Below are 22,821 nucleotides of genomic sequence, written 5' to 3' on the forward strand. Positions count from 1 at the left end.
TCGGCACCGCGCCGTCGAAGCCGGATTGCCGGCGATTCCTATGTCCCAATGCCGGTGCCGCCGCTGATCTGCGGCGCCGGTGCCTTTGCATCGCCGCCGAAAGCCGTTCATTCTCTTCGTTTGGAGCGCGTCGTTCCGGTCGGAAAGGCCGGTAGCGCTCCCGTGGGAGAAGGCGATGGCAGGGTTCGAGGACTGGCGGGTGGTCACCGATCCGACCCTTCTGGCGGAGACCATGGCCGAGCAGTTCCGGCTCAGCCGGAACGAGCTGGAAAAAGCCCAGGCCGCGCTGCAGCCGGCCTTTGCGCTCGGTCTGGAGAAGGCGATGGCGAGCCCGGCTGCGTGGAATGATCTTGCCCGGGCGTTCAGCGCCATGGTGCCGGGCGACGGGGCGGCGATGCCTGGCATCGAACGCGGCCGCGCCTTCACGGACACCGTCTTCGGCTCGGACGCCCTGACGGCGGCGATCGCCCGGCAGGCGTCGCTGTTCGCCGGCATTGCTCCCGACACCCTGCAGAAGTTGATGCCGGGGCTCGCGCTGCTCAGCATGGAGACGATAGTGCGCCAGGTCATGGCGACCCTCTCCCGGCAGCAGCCGGCGGGGCTTGCCACCGGCGACTTCGCCGGGGCCACCGCTGAGATGATGCGGCGCGGCGCCAATGCGGTGGAGGCGCTGGGCCGTCCCTCGGATGCGCTTGGCGCTGGCCTCGGCCCCGGCTTCGCCGCCTTCGCGCCCCGGCATTTCGCCGACGCCTTCGGCGACGCGCTGAGGCAAGGCATGGCCTTCATGCCCGCGGTGCCGCCAGCGCCGGGCCGGGCAACGCCGCAAGCGCCGCCGGCGCCCGGGACCTTCAACCCGATGCTGCCCTTTGCCGCCCTGTTCGAGGCTTTCGCCGAGGGCATGCGGGGTGCGCTGGACGAGGCTGCATCGACGCCAGCGAGTGGCGGCGCAACGGCGCAATCCGCCAAGGTCCCGGCGCCGCCTGCCGGCGATCCACCGCCATCGCCCGCCACCGACGCGCCCGCTCTGGCCGATGACGGGCTGGTCGCCGATCTCATGCGATCTGGCCAGCAGATCCAGGCCGATTATGCCCGCGAGATGGCCACGCTGTTCGAGCGCTACCAAGGGCCGTCCGAGCCTAATTGAGGCCCGGCGATCGCGGATGGGCGACAAGGCCGGGGGTTCTATGGCATAGCTCGACCTTGAACCTTGTGCATTGCGGCAGCGTGTTCTGCCGGAAGGGCTTTGCCCGCAGCATGTCAGGACGAGACGCAGTGCTTGGATTGTCGGTCCCTGGCGCTATCTCGATTTGCAAAGGCGGCCGGACCCTCGGCCCGCAACCGGTGGTGAAATGCTCCTGATCAACTTTTTGATCGTCTTTTTTCTGATCATTCTCAACGGGTTCTTCGCGATGTCGGAGCTGGCCATGGTCTCGGCCAAGCGCTCCCGGCTGCAGCAGCTGGCCGATGATGGCAGCCACGGCGCCCGGCGCGCGCTGAAGCTCGTCGACGATCCCACCGGTTTCCTTTCCACCGTGCAGGTCGGCATCACCCTCGTTGGCATCTTCGCCGGCGCCTATGGTGGCTCGGTCTTCGCCGAGCCCCTGGCGAAGGTGCTGGAGCCGACCCTCGGCAGCTCGGCTAACACCACGGCCTTCATCATCGTCGTCGTGGTCATCACCTATCTCTCGCTGATCCTCGGCGAACTCGTGCCGAAGCGGTTCGCCATGACCCGCGCCGAGGGCATCGCCGTTGCCGTCGCGCCGATCATGCAGGCACTGGCGACCATCGGCGCGCCGATCGTCTGGCTGCTGCGCGTCTCCACCGTCGCGGTGTCGAGCCTTGTCGGTGCCAACTCGGCCGATTCCAGCATGGTGACGGAAGAGGACGTGAAGGCGATGATCGCCGAGGGCACGCAGAGCGGCGTGTTCGAGGAGAAGGAGCGCGAGATGCTGGAGGGCGTGCTGCGCATCGCCGACCGCTCCGTCCGCTCGATCATGATCCCGCGCCCGGACACGGTCTGGCTCTCGGTCTCCGACAGCCAGACCGAGATTCTCGACGAGATCCACTCTTCCGGCCACTCCCGCTTCCCGGTCATGGGCGCGGATGCCGAGGACATCATCGGCGTCGTCCAGGCCAAGGACCTTCTGGAACAGCAGCGCCAGGACCATGGCATCGACCTCGCCAAGGCAGTGCGCGATCCGCTCTTCGTCAACGAGACCATGCCGATCCTGAAGCTGCTCGACCGGTTCCGAGCGGTAAACCTGCACATGGCGATCGTGCTCGACGAATACGGCTCGTTCGAGGGCATCGTCACCCCGACCGACATCCTCGTCGCCATCGCCGGGTCGCTGCCGGAAGGCCAGAACGACGAATACAGTGCGGTGCGGCGGGCGGATGGCTCCTGGCTGCTCGACGGCGGCATGCCGATCGACGATCTCGAGCGGTCGCTGGACTGGCTGAAGCTGCCGAAGGACCGCGATTACGAGACGCTCGCCGGCTTCGTACTGGAGCAGTTCGGCCATATTCCGGGCGTCGGCGAGGGCTTCGACTGGGCCGACTGGCGCTTTGAGGTGATCGATCTCGACGGCCGCCGCATCGACAAGGTGATGGCGATGCCGATCGTCACCAAGCCGGACGAGGGCGACGATACCTCGCTCTGAGCGATCCGTGCTCCGGAAGATCCTCGACGACAGACCCTGAAATGCAAACGGCCCGCCAAAAGCGGGCCGTTCATGTGTTGGAGGGATCGGGGCGGGCAGTCCTCATAGGCCGCGGCGGCGCTTCGATGCCTTTACGGCGAGCTGGAAGGTCGGGTCTTCGCGCCAGCCGCGGTGCAGCGCTTCGTGCACGTCGTCACGCTTCAGCCCGACATCGTTCAGGAGATAATCCGGCAGTTCCGAGATCTGGTAGGCGGCGCGGCGGTTGCGGATCATCCGCAGCACGGCGCGGGCCCCGGCATAGAGAATGCGGGGCGAGGGGATGCGGGGAAGGGACCTCGTCGAGGGCCTCGAGAAGATCGTCATGGCTGTAAACTCCTGTCGAGCCAGTGTCTTTGGGCGTCGGGCATGGCTTCGCCGTTTCCCGCAAACCGTGTTTTGCGAGAACCGAAGAGGCGAAATGCTCCTGACGAAATGGTTCTAGCCGGGAGCGATTGATCAAACCAACGAATGTTGGTTATATGATTCATCAACAGGGATGATGGAGGCCCGCATGGCATCGCCACTCGATCTCGACCAGGTCCGTACCTTCGTCGCCATCGTCGATTCCGGTAGCTTTACGCGCGCCGCCGACGAGGTGTTCAAGACTCAGTCCGCCGTCTCGATGCAGATGCGCCGGCTGGAAGAGAGACTGTCGGTCCAGCTGTTCGAGCGGGCCGGACGGGCCACCCGCCTTACCGACGAGGGCGCCAGGCTCCTCACCTACGCCCGCAAGATGCTCGCCCTCAGCGAGGAGACGCTCTGCGCCTTCGACGAAGAATCGATCGAGGGATTCGTGCGCATCGGCTTGCCCGACGACTATGCCGAGCGCTTCCTGCCCGAGATCATGGCCCGGTTCTCGCGCTCCAACCCGAAGGTCGAGCTTCAGATCGCCTGCGAGCCGACGACCAACCTTATCGAGCACGTCGAGAAGGGTCATCTCGACGTCGCGCTGGTCTGCCCGACGCGGACGATGCAGGCCGAGGTGGTCCGGCGCGAGCCGCTGCACTTCGTCACCTCGGCGGCCCATTCGGTGCATCTGGAAAAGGTCCTGCCGCTGGCCATCGGCCGGGCCGACTGCCATTGGCGCAAGCAGTGCATCGACGCGCTGAACCTGATGGGCCGCGAGCACCGGATTCTGTTCACCTCCTGGTCGGCGACCATCGTCACCTCGGCGGTGCTGTCGGGTCTCGCCGTCAGCGTCCTGCCGGAATGCGCGCTGCGCTCGGGCATGCGGGTGCTCGGTGAAGCCGAAGGCTTTCCGCGGCTCGAGGACGCCGAGATCGGCATGATCCGCGCCAAGAACTCGTCCCGCCCGGCAATCGAGGCGCTGATCGCCCATATCCGCGAAAGCCTGCAGAACATGGTGCCGCCCCAGGCTGCCCAGGCGGCCGGCCGGCTGCAGGACAACCGCGCCCTTCCCGCGCCGCGCCAGCGCTCGGGCATGGTGGCCGCCGGGTGGTGAGACGCCGCAGCCACTTGCTTAAACGCGCATCTCTGTTGGTGGCAATACAGTCTGGGGTTGAAATGCCTGATGCATCGTAGTCTCCTGATCGGCGCTCGGGGGGCTCACCATGCCGGATGCCTGGAAGCAGCGATGGATTAGTGGGCTCGGTTTGGCCGACCACCTGGTGAAGCAGGTCGGCGCAATCGGTGCAGCCGTCGCCCTGCTTGGCGTCTTGCTGCCACCGGTTGGCAACACCCTCAAAGTCATCACCGCATGGCGTTTCGGCGCCGTCGGCTATGTCAAATACGAGGTCGGAAGTGTGCGCCGGCCACCCGGTACAGAGTGCGCTACCTTGCTCCGCCAGCCCACCGGCCAAGGCCAGTTTTACCTTCTGCGCAACGGCGAACGTGAGTTTAACGCGCTCGGCTGGGGCGACGTTGTTCAAGCGGATTCCGAGGTCTATTTCCACGAAGCGGGCCGGTGCGGCATCACGAAAAACTGCGCGAGTGCCCCGGTCGTCTTCGTCTTGCAAAAGGGGGACTGCGCCGTCGTAATCGAACAGGGCTATGACGACAGCGGCCCCGACGATCCGCTGCCGAACGCCGACGCCAAGAAGCTATCCCTTGTCGCCAAGAGCGGCGGGTGGTTGAGGGTCGCGACAACCGCTTGCGGCATCTTTGGATGAGCGGCCGCAAGCTGCGTCCCGCAATTTACCCCGCTTGGTTTACTTGACCTCTCGACATCTTCGCCGGCAGATGGGCGGCATGAGTCTCCTCGATCCCGCGCCCAGCAATGTCACGGAATATTCGGTCTCGGAGCTGTCCGGGGCGCTGAAGCGGACGGTCGAGGAAACCTTCGACCATGTGCGCGTGCGCGGCGAGATTTCCGGCTATCGCGGCCCGCACTCCTCGGGGCACGCCTATTTCGCGCTGAAGGACGACCGGGCGCGGCTCGAAGCCGTGATCTGGCGCACCTCGTTTTCCAAGCTCGCCTTCAAGCCGGAGGAGGGGCTGGAGGTGATCGCGACCGGAAAGCTCACCACCTATCCCGGCTCGTCGAAATACCAGATCGTCATCGAGCAGATCGAGCCGGCCGGCGCCGGCGCGCTGATGGCGCTGGTCAACGAGCGCCGGCTGCGGCTGGAGGCCGAGGGCCTGTTCGCGGGCGAGCGCAAGCAGCTGCTGCCGTTCATGCCGAATGTCATCGGCGTCGTGACCTCGCCGACCGGCGCCGTCATCCGCGACATCCGCCACCGCATCGCCGACCGCTTCCCGGTGCATCTCCTGGTCTGGCCGGTCCGGGTGCAAGGCGAGACGTCCGGTGCCGAGGTGGCGGCGGCGATCGAAGGATTCAACGCGCTCGACGGCAGCACCGGCATTCCGCGGCCGGACGTCATCATCGTCGCCCGCGGGGGCGGCAGCCTCGAGGATCTCTGGGGTTTCAACGACGAGATCGTGGTGCGCGCGGCCGCGGCCTCCGTCATCCCGCTGATCTCGGCCGTCGGCCACGAGACCGACTGGACGCTGATCGACCACGCCGCGGACGTGCGCGCGCCGACGCCGACCGGGGCTGCCGAGATGGCCGTGCCGGTGCGCGCCGATCTCGTCGCGACACTCGCCGCCCTCCACGCCCGCCACGGCCAGGCGGTCTCGCGCCGCCTCGGCGAATCCCGCCGCATGGTGGCCGGCGCCGCTCGCGCGCTGCCGACGCCCGACATGCTGCTGGCGCTGCCGCGCCGCCGGCTCGACGAGGCCGCCACCGCCATCGGCCGCTGCTTGACGCTTGCCGTCTTCGAGAAGCGTCGCGCCTACGGGGAGGTCGGGCTGCGGTTGGCGCCGTCGAGCCTCGACACGCTGCTGCGCGAGAAGCGCGGTGATCTGCGCCATGCCGACAGCCATGCCGCGCACGCCTTCGAGGGACTGGTCGCCCGGCGCCGCCAGCGCTTCGACCGGCTGACCTCGGATCTGCGCCCGCACATCATCGCCGCCCGCAGCCTGCAGGCCCGCCACCGGCTCGACGGCCTGTCGGCGCGCTTCACCCAGGCCTTCGCGCAGAGGCTCGACCAGCGCCGGCGGGCGCTCGATGCGGCGAGCCGGGTTGCGGCCAGCCTCGACCCCCGCCGCGTGCTGCAGCGCGGCTATGCGATCATCCGCGGGGCGGACGACGTGCCCATCACACGGGCGGAAAACCTCGTTCCCGGCATGGCCTTCCAGGTCGAGTTCACCGGGCGTGAGCGCCGCGACGCGGTGGCCGTCGAGCCCCTCGATCTCGGCACGGCACCGGCGAGGGCACCGAAGGTCAAGCGGGCGAAACCGGCGAAGGCCGGGACCGACATGCAAGGCACGCTGTTCTAGGGCTGCGGTTGTCAGGCGCGACGCTCGCTGCGCCGACACTCCTCTGGTCGGAGCCGGCTCGCCAACCTAGGAAGACGAGCTATCGAAGATTTTGCGTGGGACGCGCTTTTCGTTTTCGCGCGGACCATCGTTACGGAAGACCATCTTCGGCGGGCATGCAGGCTTTTCTGCTGCCAAGTCCCGCCCGCAGTCCCAGAAACTGAGATGATAGAAGTGTCTCGATGCTTCCGAGATGAGTTTTTGTAAGCAAGCCGTAAGACCAAGCTAGAGAAGTTCTGGCAATAATAACAATAACTTACTTTTAACATTTTTTAATAGCCGCGACCGTATTGTGCCGGGTAAGAGATGTTGTCGCATCCTCTAATCGTCACTTACCAAAGGCGCGGAACCGATGAAGAATGTTTCTATTATTGGCAAATTTTTTGTACTGCTAGCATCTTTTGGCGTATTTGGAATTGCCGTTGCTTACTATGCGGGAACACAGTTGCAGGCGGTCGACGACTCCTATAGCGGGCTGATCGACACGAATGCCAAGGCGGCATTGGTAATGGCGAGGGCCAACCGCTCCCTGCAGACCGCCCGCGCCGCTGTGGGCGATCTCATGATGTCCCGCAGCGATGAGATGAACAAGTCCGCGTTGACGGAGGTGGCGGAAGCCCGCGCTGGTTTCGTCGACTACATGGACAAGGCGATTCAGGCCTTGCCGGCAGACGCTGATCTCCCGGTTCTGCGGGCATCGGCCCTGGAGGCGGTGGATAAGGACTGCGGGTCCGTGATGGAATTCGCCGCGAAGGCGGTCTCGGAAGCCGACGTCAAAGTGTCGCAGGATCGCTACCTGAAGGATTGTCAGCCAAAGTTCCCTGGCCTTTCCAAGTCTTTCAGCGCAAAAGCCACCAGCCTCACCAAGTCGGTCGACGATCGTTCGAACGAGCTCAGCGCGTTGTCCGTCTCGACGATGAGGAACACTTGGGCCATGATCCTTGCGGGCCTCGCCCTCGTTGGTGTCGCCGGCTTCTTCGGCGTGCGGGCCTGGCTGGTCAAGCCGATCAAGGAACTCGAAGGCACGATGGTCAGGCTGTCCGCTGGCGATCTCGCAGTAGAAGTGATGGGCATCGAGCGTCGTGACGAGATCGGCGCCATGTCTCGCTCTGTTCAAGTCTTCAAGGAGGCTGGTCTCGAGAACCGGCGACTGTCCGCTTCGGCCATCGAGGCCGAAAATGCCCAGATGGCGCAGCGTGACCGACAGTCGGCGCTGGACAACTCCAAGGCGGAGGATCTGAAGGCTTTTGTCATGGCGGTTGAGCAGGGCTTCAACGCTCTCGCCAACGGCGATCTGACGGTGCGGATGAACCGGGCGGTGGCGCCGGAGTTCGAGCCGATCCGCGTCAAGTTCAACGACAGTGTGACTTCCCTCGAGGCGACGATCGGCTCCGTGGTCACGGCGATCGGCGCGATCAGGGTCGGCCTCAGCGAAATCTCCGTTGCCTCTGGGGATCTGGCCCAGCGCACCGAGCAGCAGGCTGCCTCGCTCGAGGAAACGGTCGCTGCGCTCAGCGAGGTGACCGGCAAGGTGAACGAGAGTGCCACCGGCGCCAACCGCGCGCAGGCCTCCGCCGCTACGGCACAGAAAAATGCCGAGAAGGGCGGCGAGATCGTCAGCCGCGCCATCGCGGCGATGGCGGAGATCGAGAAATCCTCCGACGAGATCGGCAAGATCATCGGCGTCATCGACGAGATCGCCTTCCAGACCAACTTGCTGGCGCTCAACGCCGGTGTCGAGGCCGCCCGGGCGGGCGAAGCCGGTCGCGGCTTTGCTGTGGTCGCCCAGGAAGTGCGCGGGCTTGCCCAGCGTTCGGCGGAAGCCGCCAGGGAGATCAAGAACCTGATTTCCACCTCCACCACCCAGGTGACGCAGGGTGTCGAGCTGGTCACCGCCTCCGGCCGCTCGCTGGAGGAGATCGTGATGCAGGTCGGCGAAATGTCGAGCGTCGTCGCAGACATCGCCCGCAGCGCCCGCGAGCAGGCGGCTTCGCTGAAGGAGGTCTCGGTCGCCGCCGACCAGATGGACAAGGTTACCCAGCAGAACGCGGCGATGGTCGAGGAGACGACGGCCGCCGCGCAGAACCTGTCGACGGAGACCGAGGAACTCGCCGCCTTGGTCGACCGCTTCAAGACCGCGGCCGTGCAGCAGTCGCGCCCGGCGCCGGTTGCCCGCCGCGCTCCCTCGGCCGCCAGCCCCAAGCCCGTCGTGCAGATGCGCAGCACCGGCACCGGGGGCGCCGCCGCCAAGCCGAGCGCTAGCGCTAACGCCAGTGCCGATAGCTGGGAAGAGTTCTGATCCGGAACCAAGGCGGACGTATAGTCCGGCTGTCCGCCCATCCGAACGGCCGTCGGGGATCCTCTTCCCGGCGGCCGCATGCCATTTTAGATCGGAGCGTCACTGCTCTTTTAGGCGCATCCGCCTACCAGCGTGGCGTCCCGTCGTTCGAAACTGCTGACTGAATACCTGGAGAGGTGGCCGGGCGGTGATAGCCGCGTGACAAGACTGCGCAATGTGCCATGTCTCAGGCGGCGCGCGGGTCTTCTATCTTACTGACATTGCCGGGAAAAAATAATGGTACGGTTGGGTGGGTTCGAACCACCGACCTCTGGAGCCACAATCCAACGCTCTAACCAACTGAGCTACAACCGCATGACGACGTCCGTCCGGGCGAGCCAATAAAATCTTTCGGCCTTTTGTGCAAGGGGCCAGCGTGATTCAGGCGCAAGGCGCATCGACGGGCAGGAATTTTTCCGCCTGCCGACAACGCTTGCCGTCAGGTCGGCCGCACGAAGGCGGCCCGCGCCGCCTCGCAGGCGGGGCGGCAGTGGCAGCCCTCGATATGGTCGTTGACGAGGCCCATGGACTGCATGAAGGCATAGACCGTCGTGGGTCCGACGAAGCTGAAACCCTTTGCCTTCAAGGCCTTTGACAGGCGGGTCGAGGCCGGCGTCACCGGGTTGGCGCGGACCATCGCGGCGTCAACGACGGCGGGGCGCTCGTCGGGCTCGGGTTCGAACGACCAGACGAAGGCCGACAGCGCCACGCCCTCCGCCCGCATCGCCTGCACACGTCGGGCATTGTTGATCACTGAGAGTATTTTCGCGCGGTGTCGCACGATGCCGCCGTCCAGGAGGAGGCGCGCGACGTCCGTCTCGTCCATGCCGGCGACGGCGTCGACGTCGAAGCCATGAAAGGCGGCGCGAAACGCCTCGCGCTTGCGCAGGATGGTGATCCAGGAGAGGCCGGCCTGAAACCCTTCGAGGCAGATCTTCTCGAACAGCGCCCGCGCGTCGCCGACCGGCCGGCCCCATTCCGTATCGTGATAGCGGATGTAGTCCGCCGTGCCGCCGTGCCAGCGGCAGCGCCAGGTGCCGTCGGGGGCATCGGTCAGCCCTTCCGGAAGGGCGCCGGGCCCGTGCTCTGCCGGGCCTGCCGGGTCGTCGGACATCTCGCTCATGCGCTTTCATGGCGCCCGACGCCGCCGAGCGCAAGCCGGGCGTCGACAGGGCCCGCCGGAAGGCATAGCGCCGGCGGGCTGGTCCGGCCGTCGACCGGCCCGCGGAAGGCTGAGCCGGTCAGGCGGTGGGCAGCGGCGGGCGGCCGCAGGAATAGGTCTTCAGCCGGTATTTCGGATGGGTGGCGATCCATTCGGCGGCGACCGCCTGCCCGTAGAGGGTGCAGGACATCAGCGAGCCCTCGAAGGCGACGCGCTGGGGGCGGCAGGTGTCGGGATCGGCGTGGAGGCAGACGAGGAGGGTGAGGGCGATCATGGCAGGCTCCAGGAGCGCTCGCGCAGCGAGCAGCTCGCGCGAGCGGAAAGGAAGGAACCGGTGACGGGCCTTGCGGCCTCGTCGTCCGGCGGCGGCATGCCTCCCGATCCGTGGGGTCTCGCCCCACCAGCTTGTTCGCGGGTCTGTTGCCCGCGCGCCCTGCATGCGCTGGGGGCGGCTAACCGCCCCGTCTCCCTCTCGTCGACTCGCGCATCTCTCCTGCGCCCAGCGTCGCGCTGCACTATGTTGCTGAACCACTTCCACCGCGCTTAACGCTTGAATAATGGTCACCTCAAAGGCTTGCCTGCGGCTGGAGCAACATAGGTAACCAAAAAGGTAATCGAACGTCGTCGGAGATCAACGTCCAGCCGTGGGAAATTGAGCGGTGTGATGCGAAAGTCGCGATGTGGCCGTCGTGCCCTTGCGCCGGGGCGAGCCGCCTTGCATGAGGGGCGGCTGGCCTCGCCGGCGATCCCCGCGGAGTGCCCGATGCTGCGCTGCCTTGCCTTTCTCGCCGTGCTCTCCGCCGTGTCCGGGCTTGCCGGCGCGACGCGGCCGGCGCTTGCTGCACCGCCCGCTTCGCCCTTCGCCACCCCCGCCCTCGTCGAGGGTTTCGAGATGATCGCCTTCGGGGCCGAGATTCCCGGTCTCTTCGGTGGCGGGCGCTACATCAAGAAGTTCGTCGGCCCGGTCGCCTTCTTCATCGAGAACCATGCCGCCAAGGACCGTCGGCGAGAGGTGCGCAGCTTCGTCACCGGGCTGCCGCGCCAGATAGCCGGGCTCGAGACCAGCATCGCGGCGTCGGCCGCCGAGGCGCGCTTCGTCGTCCACGTCGTCGACACCGCCGACTACCAGCGCATCGGCCGAAAAATCTTCCGCAACCCGTTCCGGCGGGTGCCCGGCAGCTGCCTGGTCCATGCCGATTACGGCCGTTCCGGCATCGTGCGGGCCGATGCGCTGATCGTCTCGGACGACGGCGAGCCGGCCTTCCGCCGCTGCCTGGTCGAAGAGGTGCTGCAGGGGCTCGGGCCGCTTGACGATTTCGACGGCGCACCGGACAGCGTCTTCAACGACACGTCCACCGTCACCCGCTTCGGCCGCTACGACCGGATCATGCTGAACATGCTGTACGACGACCGGCTGACGCCCGGCATGAGCACGGCGGCCGCCCGCCCGTTGCTGCCGGCGATCGCCGAGACCGTCCGCCGCCGCGTGCGGTGACCACCGTCACCTGCCAGCGCCTCGCCGCGCTAAGCCTTTCTTAAGCATAACGAAATCCTTAGCCGGCGGATGCCGAGGCGGGGCGGGCGCGATTCATCTTTCGCTTGCCATTTCGGCGCAAGGTCGGGCCAAGGGGCAATCCGCCCCGGGCCCCTGACGGGCGCGCCCGCCGCAAGGCTTGGCCGCGCCTGCCCGCGACGAAGGATAGACCGTGCCGAACAGGCTTTTCGCCCCCCTTGGCCTTGCCACCCTCCTGGCCCTCTCTCTTGCCACGCCGGCGGCCGCCCGCGACCGCGGCGTGCAGGTCTCCTCGGACCTTGCCGAGGAGTGGATCCTGCAGCTCAGCCCCGGCAGCGGCGTGGTGCCCGGCTACATCAAACCCGATCTCGCCAATCCCGGCGGCCTCTACGACACCCGCCGCGGCTATGCCGTGCGCGGCAGCTACGGCCTGCGCGACGGTGACGGCGTGCGCGTCGAGGGCCGCGCCCGCATCCGCTCGCGCGACATCAAGGACGGCCCGCTCTCGTTGCGCGACGAGAGGGGCGATGCCGATGGCGTGAGGATCCGTCGCACCGCCGCCATCACTGGCTCGGTCGTCTCCGCGCCCGGCCGCGCGATGAAAAAGGTCAGCTCGATCGACCCCGCTTATCTGCCGCAGCAGGTGAATTATCCCTCGGACAAGCCTGCGGGCACGGTGGTGATCGATACCTCGTCGAAATTCCTCTACCTCGTCGAGGCCGGCGGCACGGCGCGGCGCTATGGCGTCGGCGTCGGCAAGCCGGGCTTCGAATGGGCCGGCAGCCACACCGTGACGCAGAAGAAGGAATGGCCGACCTGGACGCCGCCCGCCCAGATGCGCGCCCGCGAGAAGAAGAAGGGCAAGATCCTGCCCGCGCAGATGAAGGGCGGCCCGCAGAACCCGCTGGGCGCCCGCGCGATGTATCTCGGCTCGACGCTCTACCGCATCCACGGCACCAACCAGCCCTGGTCCATCGGCAAGGCCGTCTCCTCCGGCTGCATCCGCATGCGCAACGAGGACGTCACCGACCTTTATTCGCGCGTGCCCGTCGGTACCAAGGTCATCGTGCTCTAGGGCGATCGGCGCCGAACTGCTCCACCGTCATGCGGAGGCCGAAGCTGCCCTTGAGGGGGAGATCGGCAGATCTTCGGGGGGACCGGCAGCTTTGGCGGATCAGCTCTCTACCCGCCGGCCGTGCCCGAAACGCCACACTCCCCGTCGAACCCGCACACCGTCGATCACGGCTTGCGGAGCCAGCCCCCAGGCGGCCCATAGCCGCCTTGCCAGCTCGAGTTGCGCGGCTCACCATCACCGCCGCGCTGCCGCCTCGCATTCCTGCCGGCTCCACCCCGGCGAACCACCACACCGCAGCACCGCCATGAGGAAACCCAGATGTCCAAAGCCTTCCGCCTCGCCCTGGCGCTCTCCGCCGGCCTCATCGGCGGCATGAGCCTGTCCGCGCCCGCCAGCGCCGAGAGCCGCTACTACGACCACGCCACCAATTCCTGGAAGTCGGCCGACCAGGCGCCGTCGCGCCGCATGTCGCAGTCGATGAGGAAGCCCGCCAAGCAGTTCATGCGCACGAGCGTGCGGATCGACACGGCCGAGGCGCCCGGCACCATCATCGTCGATAGCGAGCGGAAATTCCTCTATTACGTCAATGCCCCCGGCCGGGCGACGCGCTACGGCGTCGGCGTCGGCCGCGAAGGTTTCGGCTGGTCCGGCGACATGAAGGTCGGCCGCAAGGCGGAATGGCCGGGCTGGACCCCGCCGAAGGAGATGATCGTGCGCGAGGCCGCCAACGGCCACATCATCCCGCCCTACATGGAAGGCGGCCCGAACAACCCGCTGGGCGCCGCCGCCCTCTACCTCTACCGCAACGGCCAGGACTCCATCTTCCGCATCCACGGCACCAACCAGCCCTGGACCATCGGCCAGAACATGTCGTCGGGCTGCATCCGGATGATGAACGAAGACGTCCAGGACCTTTACGCGCGGGCGGGCAAGGGCACCAAGGTCGTGGTGATCGGTCCCGACGGCGCAGGCCGCCAGAGCATCTACCGCGAGGCCGGCCTGCTCAGCGGCGGACGCGGACTGCTGGACGCGATTTTCGGCGGGTGAGTTTGCCGAGCGCGGTTTGACGAGACGGGAGCCCGCCAGCGATGGCGGGCTTTTTCATGAGGATGGTGATGTCTTTTGTGCCGACCTTAAAGCTTTAGCTTTCGGCGAGCACCAGAAAATCAAACGCTTGCTGCGAAGCTACCGAGAGCAATCGCGCTTCCGCAGGGCCATCTAAAGATTGCAAATCCTGCGCAATGCAACTACTGCCTTACTAATCTCTTCCAACGATCTGAAAAATCGGGCATCCATCCCCCCGACGGAAACGGGCGGGGAATGATGCGTGGCGATCAAGTATAGCGCGGTAGCGATCACGGCCGTCATGGCGGTCATCGGCCTTTCGGCCTGCAAGCCGAACTCGTCCGACACCAATGCGGCGCCGGTTGTGGCGACGGCTTCATCCGAGGCAGATCAGCTCGCCGAAAAGCGCCGTGTCTATGTCGAAACCTACAACGACCTGATCGACCCCGCCTTTGGCGTCGGCTTCGTCGCCTCGGCCTATCGGGAACTCAACGTGCCCCAGGCCGACGCGAGTGCCACGATCTACTTTCCGACCTTTCTGAACCTCCCCTTGGCGATCGACCGTTTGAAGGAGGGCCGGGCGCTGCCCGGAACTGCGATGGCCGCCGCGGATGCCGCCGTCGATCAGCTGATCTTAAAACTCCAAACGCTCGTGACCCAGTTGCAGGCTTTGGAGCCCTACTACAAGACGCGGGCCTATCGCGACGACCAGTTCGCCAAGGGCAAGGCCGCGCACGCCCCGCTGTTGAAGGCACTGGACGAGACGCAGGCGTCGCTCCAGGATTTCGATGCCGTGCTGCGGGAACAGGAGCGGACGCTCAATGCTGCGCGGATCGAAGCGCTCCGCAAGGGCGGCTTCGAGGGGGAGGCAAACTTCGTCGCCACGATGGCGGCGGGCGAGGCCTTCGTCCAAGCCGTCATTGCGGGCGACAAAGCCGAGGCCGATCGCTTGATGCCCTCCCTCGAAGCCGCGGCAGCCGCTCTGGCCGCCTCGGGACCGACGGGCCCGGATGCCGCGCTCAACAAGACCAAATTCGCGATGGTCGCCGGAAACGGGACGTCAATGATCGGCGCGTGGCGTGACTACAAGGTCAGCGGAAACGACACGGACCGGGAACGCGTCGTCGCAGAATACAACAGTGCGGTCTCGTCGAGCCAGTTCATCCAGCTGCCAACGCCTTAGCGGCCACAGGAACCAACGGTTTGCAAGTCCTGACATTTTCCGCGCAGAGCCCGATGCTGTCAGCCCACCCCCGATCCCGTATCGCTGGAGCCGGGGCAAACCAAAAGCGTCATAACATTCACAAGTGGAGGCCTATCCTTGCGTCGAACCATTCTTAGCCTCGCCGCGCTCTCGATGATCGCCTCGACAAGCCTCGCCCAGGCTCAGTCCAAGCCGAGCCTTGCGGAACGCCGCGCCATCGCAGCCTATGCGGAGGCGCAATATCCCTCGCTCCAGAAGAAAATCCAGCAAGCAGCAGGGTTCGACGTGCCGATCAACGTCGACTGGAACAGCCTCGCGCTCCCCGGCGACGCCGAGTACTACCCGCAGGACGATTACTTCGTGAAGACGATCTTCGGGCCGATCGAATCTGCGCTGGCTCAGATCACCAAGGACGACATGGGCAAATCCGCCCTGAAGCAGAGCCTCAAGGAGATCAAAGTCCACTATGAGGACGGTGGCATCCCGGCGACTGCGTACGGCGACCGCGTCAAGTTCGACGGCGGCGTCCTGACGGTGAACTTCCGTCCCTACACCAACACGACCGATGTCGAGGATCGCACGAACGCCATTCTGAAGGTCCTCGAAGCGTCGCTCTGATACGCCTCTGATCGCTGTCGTCTGGCGCAAGATCGAGGGCGCTGGACGACATTCCCTCGTTTGCGGTCAACGGCACCGTGGAAGGCCTACAGCAGGCTCAGGGCGAAGGGGGTGGCCGATGGGCGACCCGTCGCCTCCTTAGTTGCCAGAGGCGGGCGCAGGTGCTGACGCCGGACTGGTGCTGGCGGTGTAAAGCACCGGCCAGTCCTCCGGCAGAACTCCGCGGCACTCCGTCATGGCTGTCAGGCGCACGAGATGGAACACCGTCCCGTCGAACGCCCATGACGAGGCTGACCCGCAATCACCGACGCCGCGGCCCTGATCGACGGCGGAAAGCGTCATCCCGTCCTCGTCCAGCGCCGCATTCACGAGGACGGTCTTGTCGTCGTCCGGTGCTGCGTTGACATCGAAGTCCAGCAGCTTGGCGGGCGATCCCTCGAGCCAGAAGTGCCGTCCGACATTGTACGCTCCCTCGAAGACGCAGGAGCCGAAGATCCTGACGCCGCTCACCGCCTGGAAGGCGATGGGCTTGCGGTTGCTGTCACATTCGGGGCTTGCGCTTTCGATCCCCTCGGGCAGTTTCGGCGCGGGATCGAGTTCCGTCAACTTCACCGCCTGCACAGGCGCCAGGGGCTCCGGCAGCGCTGGCATGTCGGCAGGACCGAGCGCGCCGCGCGCCACCAAGGCCGAGACAGTGTCGGCCCGGCCCTGGCGATCGTCCATCGCGCGCAGGGCGGCGCTAAGGCCGCGAAGGGAGATGTGTGCGGGCTCGGACATGGTATCCGAGGCCACGACGAGTTCTTCCGCGGGTAAAAGCGCCGCCAAGAACGGCAGCGCATCGGGGATCGAGGCCGAGGCGTAGCCGTCCTCGGCGCTGGCAGCGACCGCTTCGATCCCTGTCGCACCCTTAGTACCCGTGACGGACAGGGTGAGGTCGTGCTTCTTCGCGACGTTTGCGACCGTGTCCGTTACGGCGACCAGTTTCACCTGAGGCACCGCATCCGGCTCGCCGCGCCGTGTTACCCTCAGATAGGCCGATCCGCCCGTGGCCTCCGCCGGCGGAAAGCCGACGGCGGTGCAAGTGGATAGGTTGTCGCAACCGACCACCCAATCTCCGAAGGTTCGGAGGGTGCCAATGCTGGACTCTTTCGTTCCCGCAGCCATAGCCGCCGTCGCGGGAACCATGAGAAGGGCGGCGATCGAAAAGAGCCGAGTGATCATGTGATTGGGTCCGCCCCGCTTCAACTGTCCTCGTCAACAGCACCCCAGCACGGACATCGAAAATCGAGGCCCGTCAAGGTTGGGTCAGAGGACGGCTTGCCGGATGTTCATCGCATCTCCTCGTCAGGCCGACGAGGACTGGGTTCAGATAGCGGTGCCTGTCGGATCAGCGGCGTGATGGGGTAGAGCTTTCTTTCGAAAGGCGCATGGGCCAAACTGAGCTGTCGCCGGGGTCCACGAGCTTCGCAGCCCTATACGCCCATTCTCTCTCACACCCCCGCCGGCCGCTCCCCGCCATACGCCCAGTCCAGCAGCTCCACCGTGTGCACCACCGGCACGTCCGTCCCCGAGCCGATCTGCGTCATGCAGCCGATATTGCCCGTCGCGATCACCTCTGGGGCGACCTTGGCAATGTTGGCGAGCTTGCGGTCGCGGAGCGTCCGGGCGATCTCGGGCTGGAGAATGTTGTAGGTGCCGGCCGAGCCGCAGCAGAGGTGGCCTTCCGGCACGTCGCTAACGGCAAAGCCCGCGGCGCGCAGCAGCGCCTGCGGGATTTTCGTGATCTTCTGTCCGTGCTGCATCGAGCAGGCGGAGTGGTAGGCGAGTTTCAGGCCGGTGGCGTGGACCGGGGCGGGGAGGGGCAGGGCGGCGAGGAACTCGGTGACGTCCTTCGCCAGCGCCGAGACCTTCGCCGCCTTGTCGGCATAGGCGGGGTCGAGGCGCAGCATGTGGCCATAGTCCTTGATCGTCGTGCCGCAGCCCGACGTCGTGACAATGATGGCGTCGAGCCCGCCGTCCTTGATCGCCCGCGTCCAGGCGTCGACATTCTGGCGGGCGAAGTCGAGGGCTTGGGCCTCGCGGCCGAGATGATGCACCAGCGCCCCGCAGCAGCCCTCGCCTTTCGGCACCACCACCGTCACGCCGAGCCGGGCGAAGAGGCGCACCGTCGCCGCGTTGATGCCGGGGTCGAGCACCTGCTGCGCGCAGCCCGAGAGGAGCGCCACACGCCGGCCGGCCTGGGGGATTGCCCCAGGGATCGTGCCGGCTGAGGCAGAGGCTGCGGTGGGGAATGCGGCCGCGGGTTGTTCGGCTCTCAGCTGTGCGGCTCTCACCTGAGGTTCGCCTGCCTGTTCCGCCCCTGCCGGTCCGGATGTTGCTGGTCCCGCAACGGACGGTGCGGCGCGGTGCCCGGCGGGCGCGGCCTTGGCCGGCAGCCGCGCGGGCGCGAGGCGCAGCATGGCGGCGAGCGGCTTCAGCGGCCCGGCCCGGTCGAAGAGCGGCGCGAGCGGTTTGGCGAGGCGCGCGAGCGTCAGGCTCCAGCGGAACCGCTGGGGATAGGGCAGCGTCATCGCCAGCACGGCGCGGATGGCCCGGTCGACCGGTGGGCGCTGGTAGGTCTTCTCGATATGGGCGCGGGCGTGGTCGACGAGGTGCATGTAGTTCACGCCCGAGGGGCATGTTGTCATGCAGGCGAGGCAGGAGAGGCAGCGGTCGATGTGCTTGACCACCGTCGCGTCCGCCGGCCGGTCGTTCTCCAGCATGTCCTTGATGAGGTAGATCCGCCCGCGCGGGGAATCCAGCTCGTTGCCGAGGGTGACGTAGGTCGGGCACGTCGCCGTGCAGAAGCCGCAATGCACGCATTTGCGGATAATTCCCTCGGCATGGGCGGTCTCGGGATCGGCGCGCTGGGCGGGGGAGAAGTGCGTCTGCATAAGAGCCTGCCGGAAGTCGGGAAGGAAAAGGCGAAGGGCGGGGCTGGGCCGGCTGGGCCGGCGCTAGCCCATCCGGCCGGGATTAAGGATGCCGACGGGGTCGAACTGCAGGCGCAGGCGCTGGGCGAGCGCGGCCAGCGGTGCCGGTTGCGGCTGGAACACCTCGGTCGCCGCGCGCACGCTCTCCGGTGCGCGCACCAGGAAGGCGTGGCCGCCGCCGTGCCGGGCGAGCGCCGCGCGCACGAGCGCCGCCTCCGGCGCGTCCTCCATCTTCAGCCAGACCAGCCCGCCTTGCCAGTCGTAGAAGGCGTCGACCGCCGCGTGCATGCGCAAGCTCATCACCACGGCATGGCCCTCGCTCGGCGTGCAGGAGATCCGCCAGACCGGCTTCGCCGTCCCGTCGCAGAACGGCCGGACGTCTCGGACGTCCCGCCACAGCGCGGCCGACGCCGCCCCGTCCAGGGTCTCGACGGGGCCGACCTTGCCGAGCGCCGCGCCGAGATGGGCAGCGCGGGCGGCGACCGAGGGGCCGAAACCGTCGAGCCGGATCAGCGTCGCCGCGTCGTCGCCGAGCGCCCCGTCCGCGACACGCCCGGCGACATAGGCCGGCAGGTGCGCGGCGCCCGAGACCTCGGCGGGCGAGCCCATCGCCGCCGCCATCGCCTGCGCGGCGTCCGCATCGCTGAGCCCGCGCAGCACCAGAGTGCTCTCGGCCTCGCTCTTCGGCAGCACCTTCACCGTGATGTCGGTCATCACCGCCAGCGTGCCGAAGGAGCCGGTGAGGCCCTTGGATAGATCGTAGCCGGTGACGTTCTTCACCACGCGCCCGCCCGACTTGAAGATTTCCGCCCGGCCGGAGACCGCGCTAACGCCCAGCACATGGTCGCGCGCCGCGCCTTGCTTCAGCCGGCGCGGGCCGGAGAGGTTGCAGGCGACGACGCCGCCGAGCGTGCCGTGTCCCGCGGGCAGCCCGAGCAAAGGCCCGTAATCCGGCGGCTCGAACTCCAGCCGCTGGCGGTTCTCGTCGAGCAGCGCTTCGATCTCGGCGATGCCGGTGCCGGCGCGGGCCGAGAGCACCAGCTCGTCCGGCTCGTACAGCGTTACGCCTTTCAGCTCGGCCAGCGACAGCGTCCGCGCCGCCTGCACCGGCCGCCCAAGCCCGCGCTTCGAGCCGGTGCCCTCGACCGCCAGCGGCGCGCCGTCCGCCACGGCATCGGCGACGGCGTCGCGCACGTCTTCGGCGGAGCGGGGGTGGAGGATGTCGCTGCGGAGGGTTTCGGCCATGCTCATGCGCGCGGGGTGCCCCGATAGAGGTCGCCGAGCCGCAGCGAGACGCCGAACTCGGGCAAGGAAATCACGTCGTCGGCCGAGCGGAATACTTCGCCGCGCCAGCTGCTGCTGCGCGACCACAGCTCCAGGCAAATGTCGCTCTGGGAGATGATCAGCACATGCGCGCAGGTCGGGGCCTCGGCGTAGCGTGCGCGCTTCAGGCTGATGAACTCGGCCGTGTTCGATTCCGAAAGAACTTCGGCAGCGAGGTAGAAGGCGGTGGCATAGCGGATGTCCTCGATCTCGGCGTCGAGGATGGCGACATCGGGGATCGGGCGGAATTTTTCCCGGCCCTCCAGCCGGATGCCGACCTCGTGCATGGCGAAGAGATCCGGCCGGTGGACGTCGAGTCCATCGTTCAGCCGTCGGGCGAGATTGGCCGCGATGCGCTGATGGACCAGCGTCGGGGACGCCATCATGAACGGTTCTCCGTCGATCAGCTGCCAGCGCTCCTCCTCCGGCCGCCCTTCCAGGAAGCGGTGGAACTCGGCCTCGTCGAAATCGTGCTTCAGGGCTTGCTGGACCGTCATCGCGCCCTCCTCAGAACCGCGGCAGCTCGGGAAACGCCGTCTTGCCGGCATGCACGTGCATCCGCCCGAGCTCGGCGCAGCGGTGCAGCAGCGGAAACACCTTGCCGGGGTTCAAAAGGTGTTTCGCGTCGAAGGCGCACTTCACCCGCTGCTGGTGCTTCAGGTCGTCCTCGCTGAACATCTCCGGCATCAGGTCGCGCTTCTCGACGCCGACGCCGTGCTCGCCGGTCAGGACGCCGCCGACCTTGACGCAAAGGCGCAGGATGTCGTTGCCGAACTCCTCGGCCGCTTCCAGCTCGCCCGGCTGGTTGGCGTCGTAGAGGATCAGCGGGTGCAGGTTGCCGTCGCCGGCGTGGAAGACGTTGGCGACGCGCAGGCCATGCGTTTCTGACAACTGCTTCATGCCCGCCAGCACCTCGGGCAGCGCTTTGCGCGGGATGGTGCCGTCCATGCAGTAATAGTCCGGCGAAATCCGTCCGACTGCGGGAAACGCCGCCTTGCGCCCCGCCCAGAAGACGGCGCGCTCCTCGTCGGAAGTGGAGACCTTGGCGGAAGAACAGCCATTGGCGCGGGCGATCCCCTCGACCTCGGCGAGGAGATGGTCGACCTCCGCTTTCGGTCCGTCCAGCTCGACGATCAAGAGCGCCTCGACGTCGCGGGGATAGCCGGCATGGACAAAGTCTTCCGCCGCGTTGATCGCCGGCCGGTCCATCATTTCCATGCCGCCGGGGATGATGCCCTTGGCGATGATCGCGGCGACGCAGGCGCCCGCCTGTTCGCTCGAGGGAAAGCCGATCAGCACGGCCCGCGCCGTCTCCGGCGCCTGCAGGATGCGCACCGTCACCTCGGTGACGACGCCGAGCAGGCCCTCCGAGCCCGTCATCAGGCCGAGCAGATCGTAGCCCTCCGAGTCCAGGTGCTTGCCGCCGAGCCGGATCACCTCGCCCTCGATGGTGACGAACTCGATGCCGAGGACGTTCGTCGCCGTCAGCCCGTATTTCAGACTGTGCACGCCGCCGGAATTCTCCGCGACATTGCCGCCGATCGAGCAGGCGATCTGCGAAGACGGGTCCGGGGCATAATAGAAGCCGCGGTGCTCGACCGCGCGGGTGATGCCGAGATTGGTCACGCCCGGCTGCACTACGGCGCAGCGGTTGTCGAAGTCGACGTCGAGCACCTTGTTGAAGCGCGACAGCACCAGCAGCACCCCGTCCTCGAGCGGCAGCGCGCCGCCGGACAGCGAGGTGCCCGATCCCCGCGGCACCACCGGAATGCCCTCGGCGTGGCAGTAGGCGAGCACGGCGGCGACTTGCCGCACCGTCTCCGGCAGCACCACGACCAGCGGCAGCTGGCGGTAGGCGGTGAGGCCGTCGCTCTCGAACGGGCGCATCTCATGCAGGCTGTCGACGACGCCCTCGCCGGGGACGATCGCCTGCAGCGCTGCGACGATCGCCGCCCGCCGCCCGAGGATCTCGGCACTCGGCTTCGGCATCAGAACGGCCATGCAATCCTCCCAGATCAATGCCAGCGGGCCCGCGGTCTGGTGCGACCCTACCGCGCTTCCCGGTCAACTGGTATCCCAGTCGCTGTACTTCACCCTAGCATGTGCTATCCCTCGCCGTCAGCGTCTTGGAAAAGTTCTAATTCCCGTTTGTGATGCAAGGGGATGGGATGGCAGGGAAGGTCAGGCATGAGCACGCACCAAGGTGAGAGAACATCGGTCGGCCTGTTCGTCACCTGCCTCGTCGACCTCTTCCGCCCGAGCGTCGGCTTTGCCGCGCTGAAGCTTCTGGAAGATGCCGGCTGCACGGTCACCGTTCCGCAGAGCCAGACCTGCTGCGGCCAACCGACCTATAATTCCGGCGACCGCGCCGACACCCGCGCCATCGCCGAACAGGTCATCGCCGCCTTCGAGGGCTTCGACTACGTCGTCGCGCCCTCCGGCTCCTGCGCCGCCATGCTGAAGAAGCACTATCCCGAGCTCTTCGCCGGCGACGCCGCCTGGGAGCGCCGCGCCGACGCCTTTGCCGAAAAAGTGTTCGAGCTCGTGAGCTTCCTCACCGATGTCCGCGGCGTCACCGCGGTCGACGTCGCCATCACCGGCACCGTCACCTATCACGACTCCTGCTCGGGCCTGCGCGAGCTCGGTGTCCACGACCAGCCACGAGCGCTGCTCGCCAGCGTCGAGGGCCTGGAGCTTGCCGAACTGCGCGACGCCAACGTCTGCTGCGGCTTCGGCGGCACGTTCTGCGTGAAGTTTCCCGACATCTCCAACGCCATCGTCACCAAGAAGGCGAAGGCGATCGAGGAGAGCGGTGCCGACATGCTGCTCGCTGGCGATCTCGGCTGCCTCATGAACATGGATGGCAAGCTGAAGCGCCGCGGCGTCGCCATGGAGGTGCGCCACGTCGCCGAAGTGCTGGCGGGCATGATCGACGCCCCGCCGATCGGCGGCCGGCTGTGACCGGCTGCGCCTTGCGCCTTGCCGCGCCCGACTTCCTCCGCAACCCCGATGCGA

General features: G+C 66.9%; 20 protein-coding genes and 1 tRNA gene. 12 read left to right on the forward strand and 9 right to left on the reverse strand.

What is annotated here, in order from left to right:
* Positions 1-175: 175 nt before the first annotated feature.
* Both ACZLZY_RS04375 and ACZLZY_RS04380 read left to right on the forward strand, forming a co-directional pair.
* Entirely contained in the window at positions 176-1,144 is a 969-nt protein-coding gene (locus tag ACZLZY_RS04375) for a hypothetical protein (protein WP_472932221.1), read from the forward strand.
* 205 nt (positions 1,145-1,349) lie between these two features.
* Positions 1,350-2,660, forward strand: coding sequence for a hemolysin family protein (locus ACZLZY_RS04380; RefSeq protein WP_472932222.1), 1,311 nt, complete (start codon positions 1,350-1,352; stop codon positions 2,658-2,660).
* A 102-nt stretch (positions 2,661-2,762) separates the two neighbouring features.
* Here the strand turns inward: ACZLZY_RS04380 and ACZLZY_RS04385 are convergent, their stop codons facing one another.
* Positions 2,763-3,023, reverse strand: a complete 261-nt coding sequence (locus tag ACZLZY_RS04385) for a YjiS-like domain-containing protein (RefSeq protein WP_472932223.1) — start codon at positions 3,021-3,023, stop codon at positions 2,763-2,765.
* A gap of 187 nt (positions 3,024-3,210) precedes the next feature.
* Here ACZLZY_RS04385 and ACZLZY_RS04390 point away from each other — a divergent pair, with 187 nt between their 5' ends.
* The 4 genes from ACZLZY_RS04390 (at position 3,211) to ACZLZY_RS04405 (ending at position 8,835) form a co-directional block, all read left to right on the forward strand.
* Entirely contained in the window at positions 3,211-4,161 is a 951-nt protein-coding gene (locus ACZLZY_RS04390) for a LysR family transcriptional regulator (RefSeq protein ID WP_472932224.1), read from the forward strand.
* A gap of 109 nt (positions 4,162-4,270) precedes the next feature.
* A complete protein-coding gene (locus tag ACZLZY_RS04395; RefSeq protein ID WP_472932225.1) occupies positions 4,271-4,828 on the forward strand; it encodes a hypothetical protein in 558 nt (185 codons plus the stop codon).
* 79 nt (positions 4,829-4,907) lie between these two features.
* Positions 4,908-6,497, forward strand: a complete 1,590-nt coding sequence (gene xseA, locus ACZLZY_RS04400; protein WP_472932226.1) for an exodeoxyribonuclease VII large subunit — start codon at positions 4,908-4,910, stop codon at positions 6,495-6,497.
* A gap of 484 nt (positions 6,498-6,981) precedes the next feature.
* Entirely contained in the window at positions 6,982-8,835 is a 1,854-nt protein-coding gene (locus tag ACZLZY_RS04405; RefSeq protein WP_472932227.1) for a methyl-accepting chemotaxis protein, read from the forward strand.
* A 277-nt stretch (positions 8,836-9,112) separates the two neighbouring features.
* On the opposite strand, the gene ACZLZY_RS04410 is transcribed toward ACZLZY_RS04405, so the two are convergent.
* The 3 genes from ACZLZY_RS04410 to ACZLZY_RS04420 all read right to left on the reverse strand — a co-directional run bounded on the left by ACZLZY_RS04410 (position 9,113) and on the right by ACZLZY_RS04420 (position 10,310).
* Positions 9,113-9,189: transfer RNA gene (locus ACZLZY_RS04410), tRNA-His, on the reverse strand.
* 124 nt (positions 9,190-9,313) lie between these two features.
* Positions 9,314-9,988 (reverse strand): DNA-3-methyladenine glycosylase I, encoded by a 675-nt coding sequence (locus ACZLZY_RS04415; RefSeq protein WP_472932401.1) that lies wholly within the window; start codon positions 9,986-9,988, stop codon positions 9,314-9,316.
* Positions 9,989-10,115: 127 nt separating this feature from the next.
* Positions 10,116-10,310 (reverse strand): hypothetical protein, encoded by a 195-nt coding sequence (locus tag ACZLZY_RS04420; protein ID WP_472932228.1) that lies wholly within the window; start codon positions 10,308-10,310, stop codon positions 10,116-10,118.
* A 489-nt stretch (positions 10,311-10,799) separates the two neighbouring features.
* Here ACZLZY_RS04420 and ACZLZY_RS04425 point away from each other — a divergent pair, with 489 nt between their 5' ends.
* The 5 genes from ACZLZY_RS04425 to ACZLZY_RS04445 all read left to right on the forward strand — a co-directional run bounded on the left by ACZLZY_RS04425 (position 10,800) and on the right by ACZLZY_RS04445 (position 15,511).
* A complete protein-coding gene (locus ACZLZY_RS04425) occupies positions 10,800-11,531 on the forward strand; it encodes a DUF2927 domain-containing protein (RefSeq protein WP_472932229.1) in 732 nt (243 codons plus the stop codon).
* Between the two features lie 211 nt (positions 11,532-11,742).
* On the forward strand, positions 11,743-12,624 hold the full coding sequence (locus tag ACZLZY_RS04430; protein ID WP_472932230.1) for a L,D-transpeptidase: 882 nt from the start codon (positions 11,743-11,745) through the stop codon (positions 12,622-12,624).
* A gap of 465 nt (positions 12,625-13,089) precedes the next feature.
* Positions 13,090-13,671 (forward strand): L,D-transpeptidase, encoded by a 582-nt coding sequence (locus ACZLZY_RS04435; RefSeq protein WP_472932403.1) that lies wholly within the window; start codon positions 13,090-13,092, stop codon positions 13,669-13,671.
* A 280-nt stretch (positions 13,672-13,951) separates the two neighbouring features.
* A complete protein-coding gene (locus ACZLZY_RS04440; protein WP_472932231.1) occupies positions 13,952-14,872 on the forward strand; it encodes a DUF3829 domain-containing protein in 921 nt (306 codons plus the stop codon).
* A gap of 138 nt (positions 14,873-15,010) precedes the next feature.
* On the forward strand, positions 15,011-15,511 hold the full coding sequence (locus ACZLZY_RS04445; RefSeq protein ID WP_472932232.1) for a hypothetical protein: 501 nt from the start codon (positions 15,011-15,013) through the stop codon (positions 15,509-15,511).
* 138 nt (positions 15,512-15,649) lie between these two features.
* Here ACZLZY_RS04445 and ACZLZY_RS04450 read toward each other — a convergent pair whose 3' ends face one another.
* From ACZLZY_RS04450 to ACZLZY_RS04470, 5 genes are all read right to left on the reverse strand, one after another.
* The gene (locus ACZLZY_RS04450; RefSeq protein ID WP_472932233.1) at positions 15,650-16,732 is read right to left on the reverse strand and encodes a DUF1176 domain-containing protein; all 1,083 of its coding nucleotides are present in this window, start codon (positions 16,730-16,732) and stop codon (positions 15,650-15,652) included.
* Between the two features lie 269 nt (positions 16,733-17,001).
* Positions 17,002-18,444 (reverse strand): heterodisulfide reductase-related iron-sulfur binding cluster, encoded by a 1,443-nt coding sequence (locus tag ACZLZY_RS04455; protein ID WP_472932234.1) that lies wholly within the window; start codon positions 18,442-18,444, stop codon positions 17,002-17,004.
* Positions 18,445-18,507: 63 nt separating this feature from the next.
* Positions 18,508-19,728, reverse strand: a complete 1,221-nt coding sequence (gene glcE, locus ACZLZY_RS04460) for a glycolate oxidase subunit GlcE (RefSeq protein ID WP_472932235.1) — start codon at positions 19,726-19,728, stop codon at positions 18,508-18,510.
* Positions 19,729-19,730: 2 nt separating this feature from the next.
* The gene (locus ACZLZY_RS04465; RefSeq protein ID WP_472932236.1) at positions 19,731-20,303 is read right to left on the reverse strand and encodes a Uma2 family endonuclease; all 573 of its coding nucleotides are present in this window, start codon (positions 20,301-20,303) and stop codon (positions 19,731-19,733) included.
* Between the two features lie 10 nt (positions 20,304-20,313).
* Positions 20,314-21,807 carry an FAD-linked oxidase C-terminal domain-containing protein gene (locus tag ACZLZY_RS04470; protein ID WP_472932237.1) on the reverse strand — a complete coding sequence of 498 codons (1,494 nt, stop codon included), beginning with the start codon at positions 21,805-21,807 and terminating at the stop codon, positions 20,314-20,316.
* A 186-nt stretch (positions 21,808-21,993) separates the two neighbouring features.
* Here ACZLZY_RS04470 and ACZLZY_RS04475 point away from each other — a divergent pair, with 186 nt between their 5' ends.
* Positions 21,994-22,767 carry a (Fe-S)-binding protein gene (locus ACZLZY_RS04475; RefSeq protein ID WP_472932238.1) on the forward strand — a complete coding sequence of 258 codons (774 nt, stop codon included), beginning with the start codon at positions 21,994-21,996 and terminating at the stop codon, positions 22,765-22,767.
* The last annotated feature ends 54 nt before the right edge of the window (positions 22,768-22,821 follow it).

The organism is Mesocryomonas lacus (assembly GCF_055730135.2).

What these genes read in the sequence shown, in the direction of transcription:
- ACZLZY_RS04375 (WP_472932221.1), top strand. Translation starts at nt 176, where the DNA reads ATGGCAGGGTTCGAGGACTGGCGGGTGGTCACCGATCCGACCCTTCTG.
- ACZLZY_RS04380 (WP_472932222.1), top strand. Translation starts at nt 1,350, where the DNA reads ATGCTCCTGATCAACTTTTTGATCGTCTTTTTTCTGATCATTCTCAAC.
- ACZLZY_RS04385 (WP_472932223.1), bottom strand. Translation starts at nt 3,023, where the DNA reads ATGACGATCTTCTCGAGGCCCTCGACGAGGTCCCTTCCCCGCATCCCC.
- ACZLZY_RS04390 (WP_472932224.1), top strand. Translation starts at nt 3,211, where the DNA reads ATGGCATCGCCACTCGATCTCGACCAGGTCCGTACCTTCGTCGCCATC.
- ACZLZY_RS04395 (WP_472932225.1), top strand. Translation starts at nt 4,271, where the DNA reads ATGCCGGATGCCTGGAAGCAGCGATGGATTAGTGGGCTCGGTTTGGCC.
- xseA (WP_472932226.1), top strand. Translation starts at nt 4,908, where the DNA reads ATGAGTCTCCTCGATCCCGCGCCCAGCAATGTCACGGAATATTCGGTC.
- ACZLZY_RS04415 (WP_472932401.1), bottom strand. Translation starts at nt 9,988, where the DNA reads ATGTCCGACGACCCGGCAGGCCCGGCAGAGCACGGGCCCGGCGCCCTT.
- ACZLZY_RS04420 (WP_472932228.1), bottom strand. Translation starts at nt 10,310, where the DNA reads ATGATCGCCCTCACCCTCCTCGTCTGCCTCCACGCCGATCCCGACACC.
- ACZLZY_RS04425 (WP_472932229.1), top strand. Translation starts at nt 10,800, where the DNA reads ATGCTGCGCTGCCTTGCCTTTCTCGCCGTGCTCTCCGCCGTGTCCGGG.
- ACZLZY_RS04435 (WP_472932403.1), top strand. Translation starts at nt 13,090, where the DNA reads ATGTCGCAGTCGATGAGGAAGCCCGCCAAGCAGTTCATGCGCACGAGC.
- ACZLZY_RS04450 (WP_472932233.1), bottom strand. Translation starts at nt 16,732, where the DNA reads ATGATCACTCGGCTCTTTTCGATCGCCGCCCTTCTCATGGTTCCCGCG.
- ACZLZY_RS04455 (WP_472932234.1), bottom strand. Translation starts at nt 18,444, where the DNA reads ATGCAGACGCACTTCTCCCCCGCCCAGCGCGCCGATCCCGAGACCGCC.
- glcE (WP_472932235.1), bottom strand. Translation starts at nt 19,728, where the DNA reads ATGGCCGAAACCCTCCGCAGCGACATCCTCCACCCCCGCTCCGCCGAA.
- ACZLZY_RS04465 (WP_472932236.1), bottom strand. Translation starts at nt 20,303, where the DNA reads ATGACGGTCCAGCAAGCCCTGAAGCACGATTTCGACGAGGCCGAGTTC.
- ACZLZY_RS04470 (WP_472932237.1), bottom strand. Translation starts at nt 21,807, where the DNA reads ATGGCCGTTCTGATGCCGAAGCCGAGTGCCGAGATCCTCGGGCGGCGG.
- ACZLZY_RS04475 (WP_472932238.1), top strand. Translation starts at nt 21,994, where the DNA reads ATGAGCACGCACCAAGGTGAGAGAACATCGGTCGGCCTGTTCGTCACC.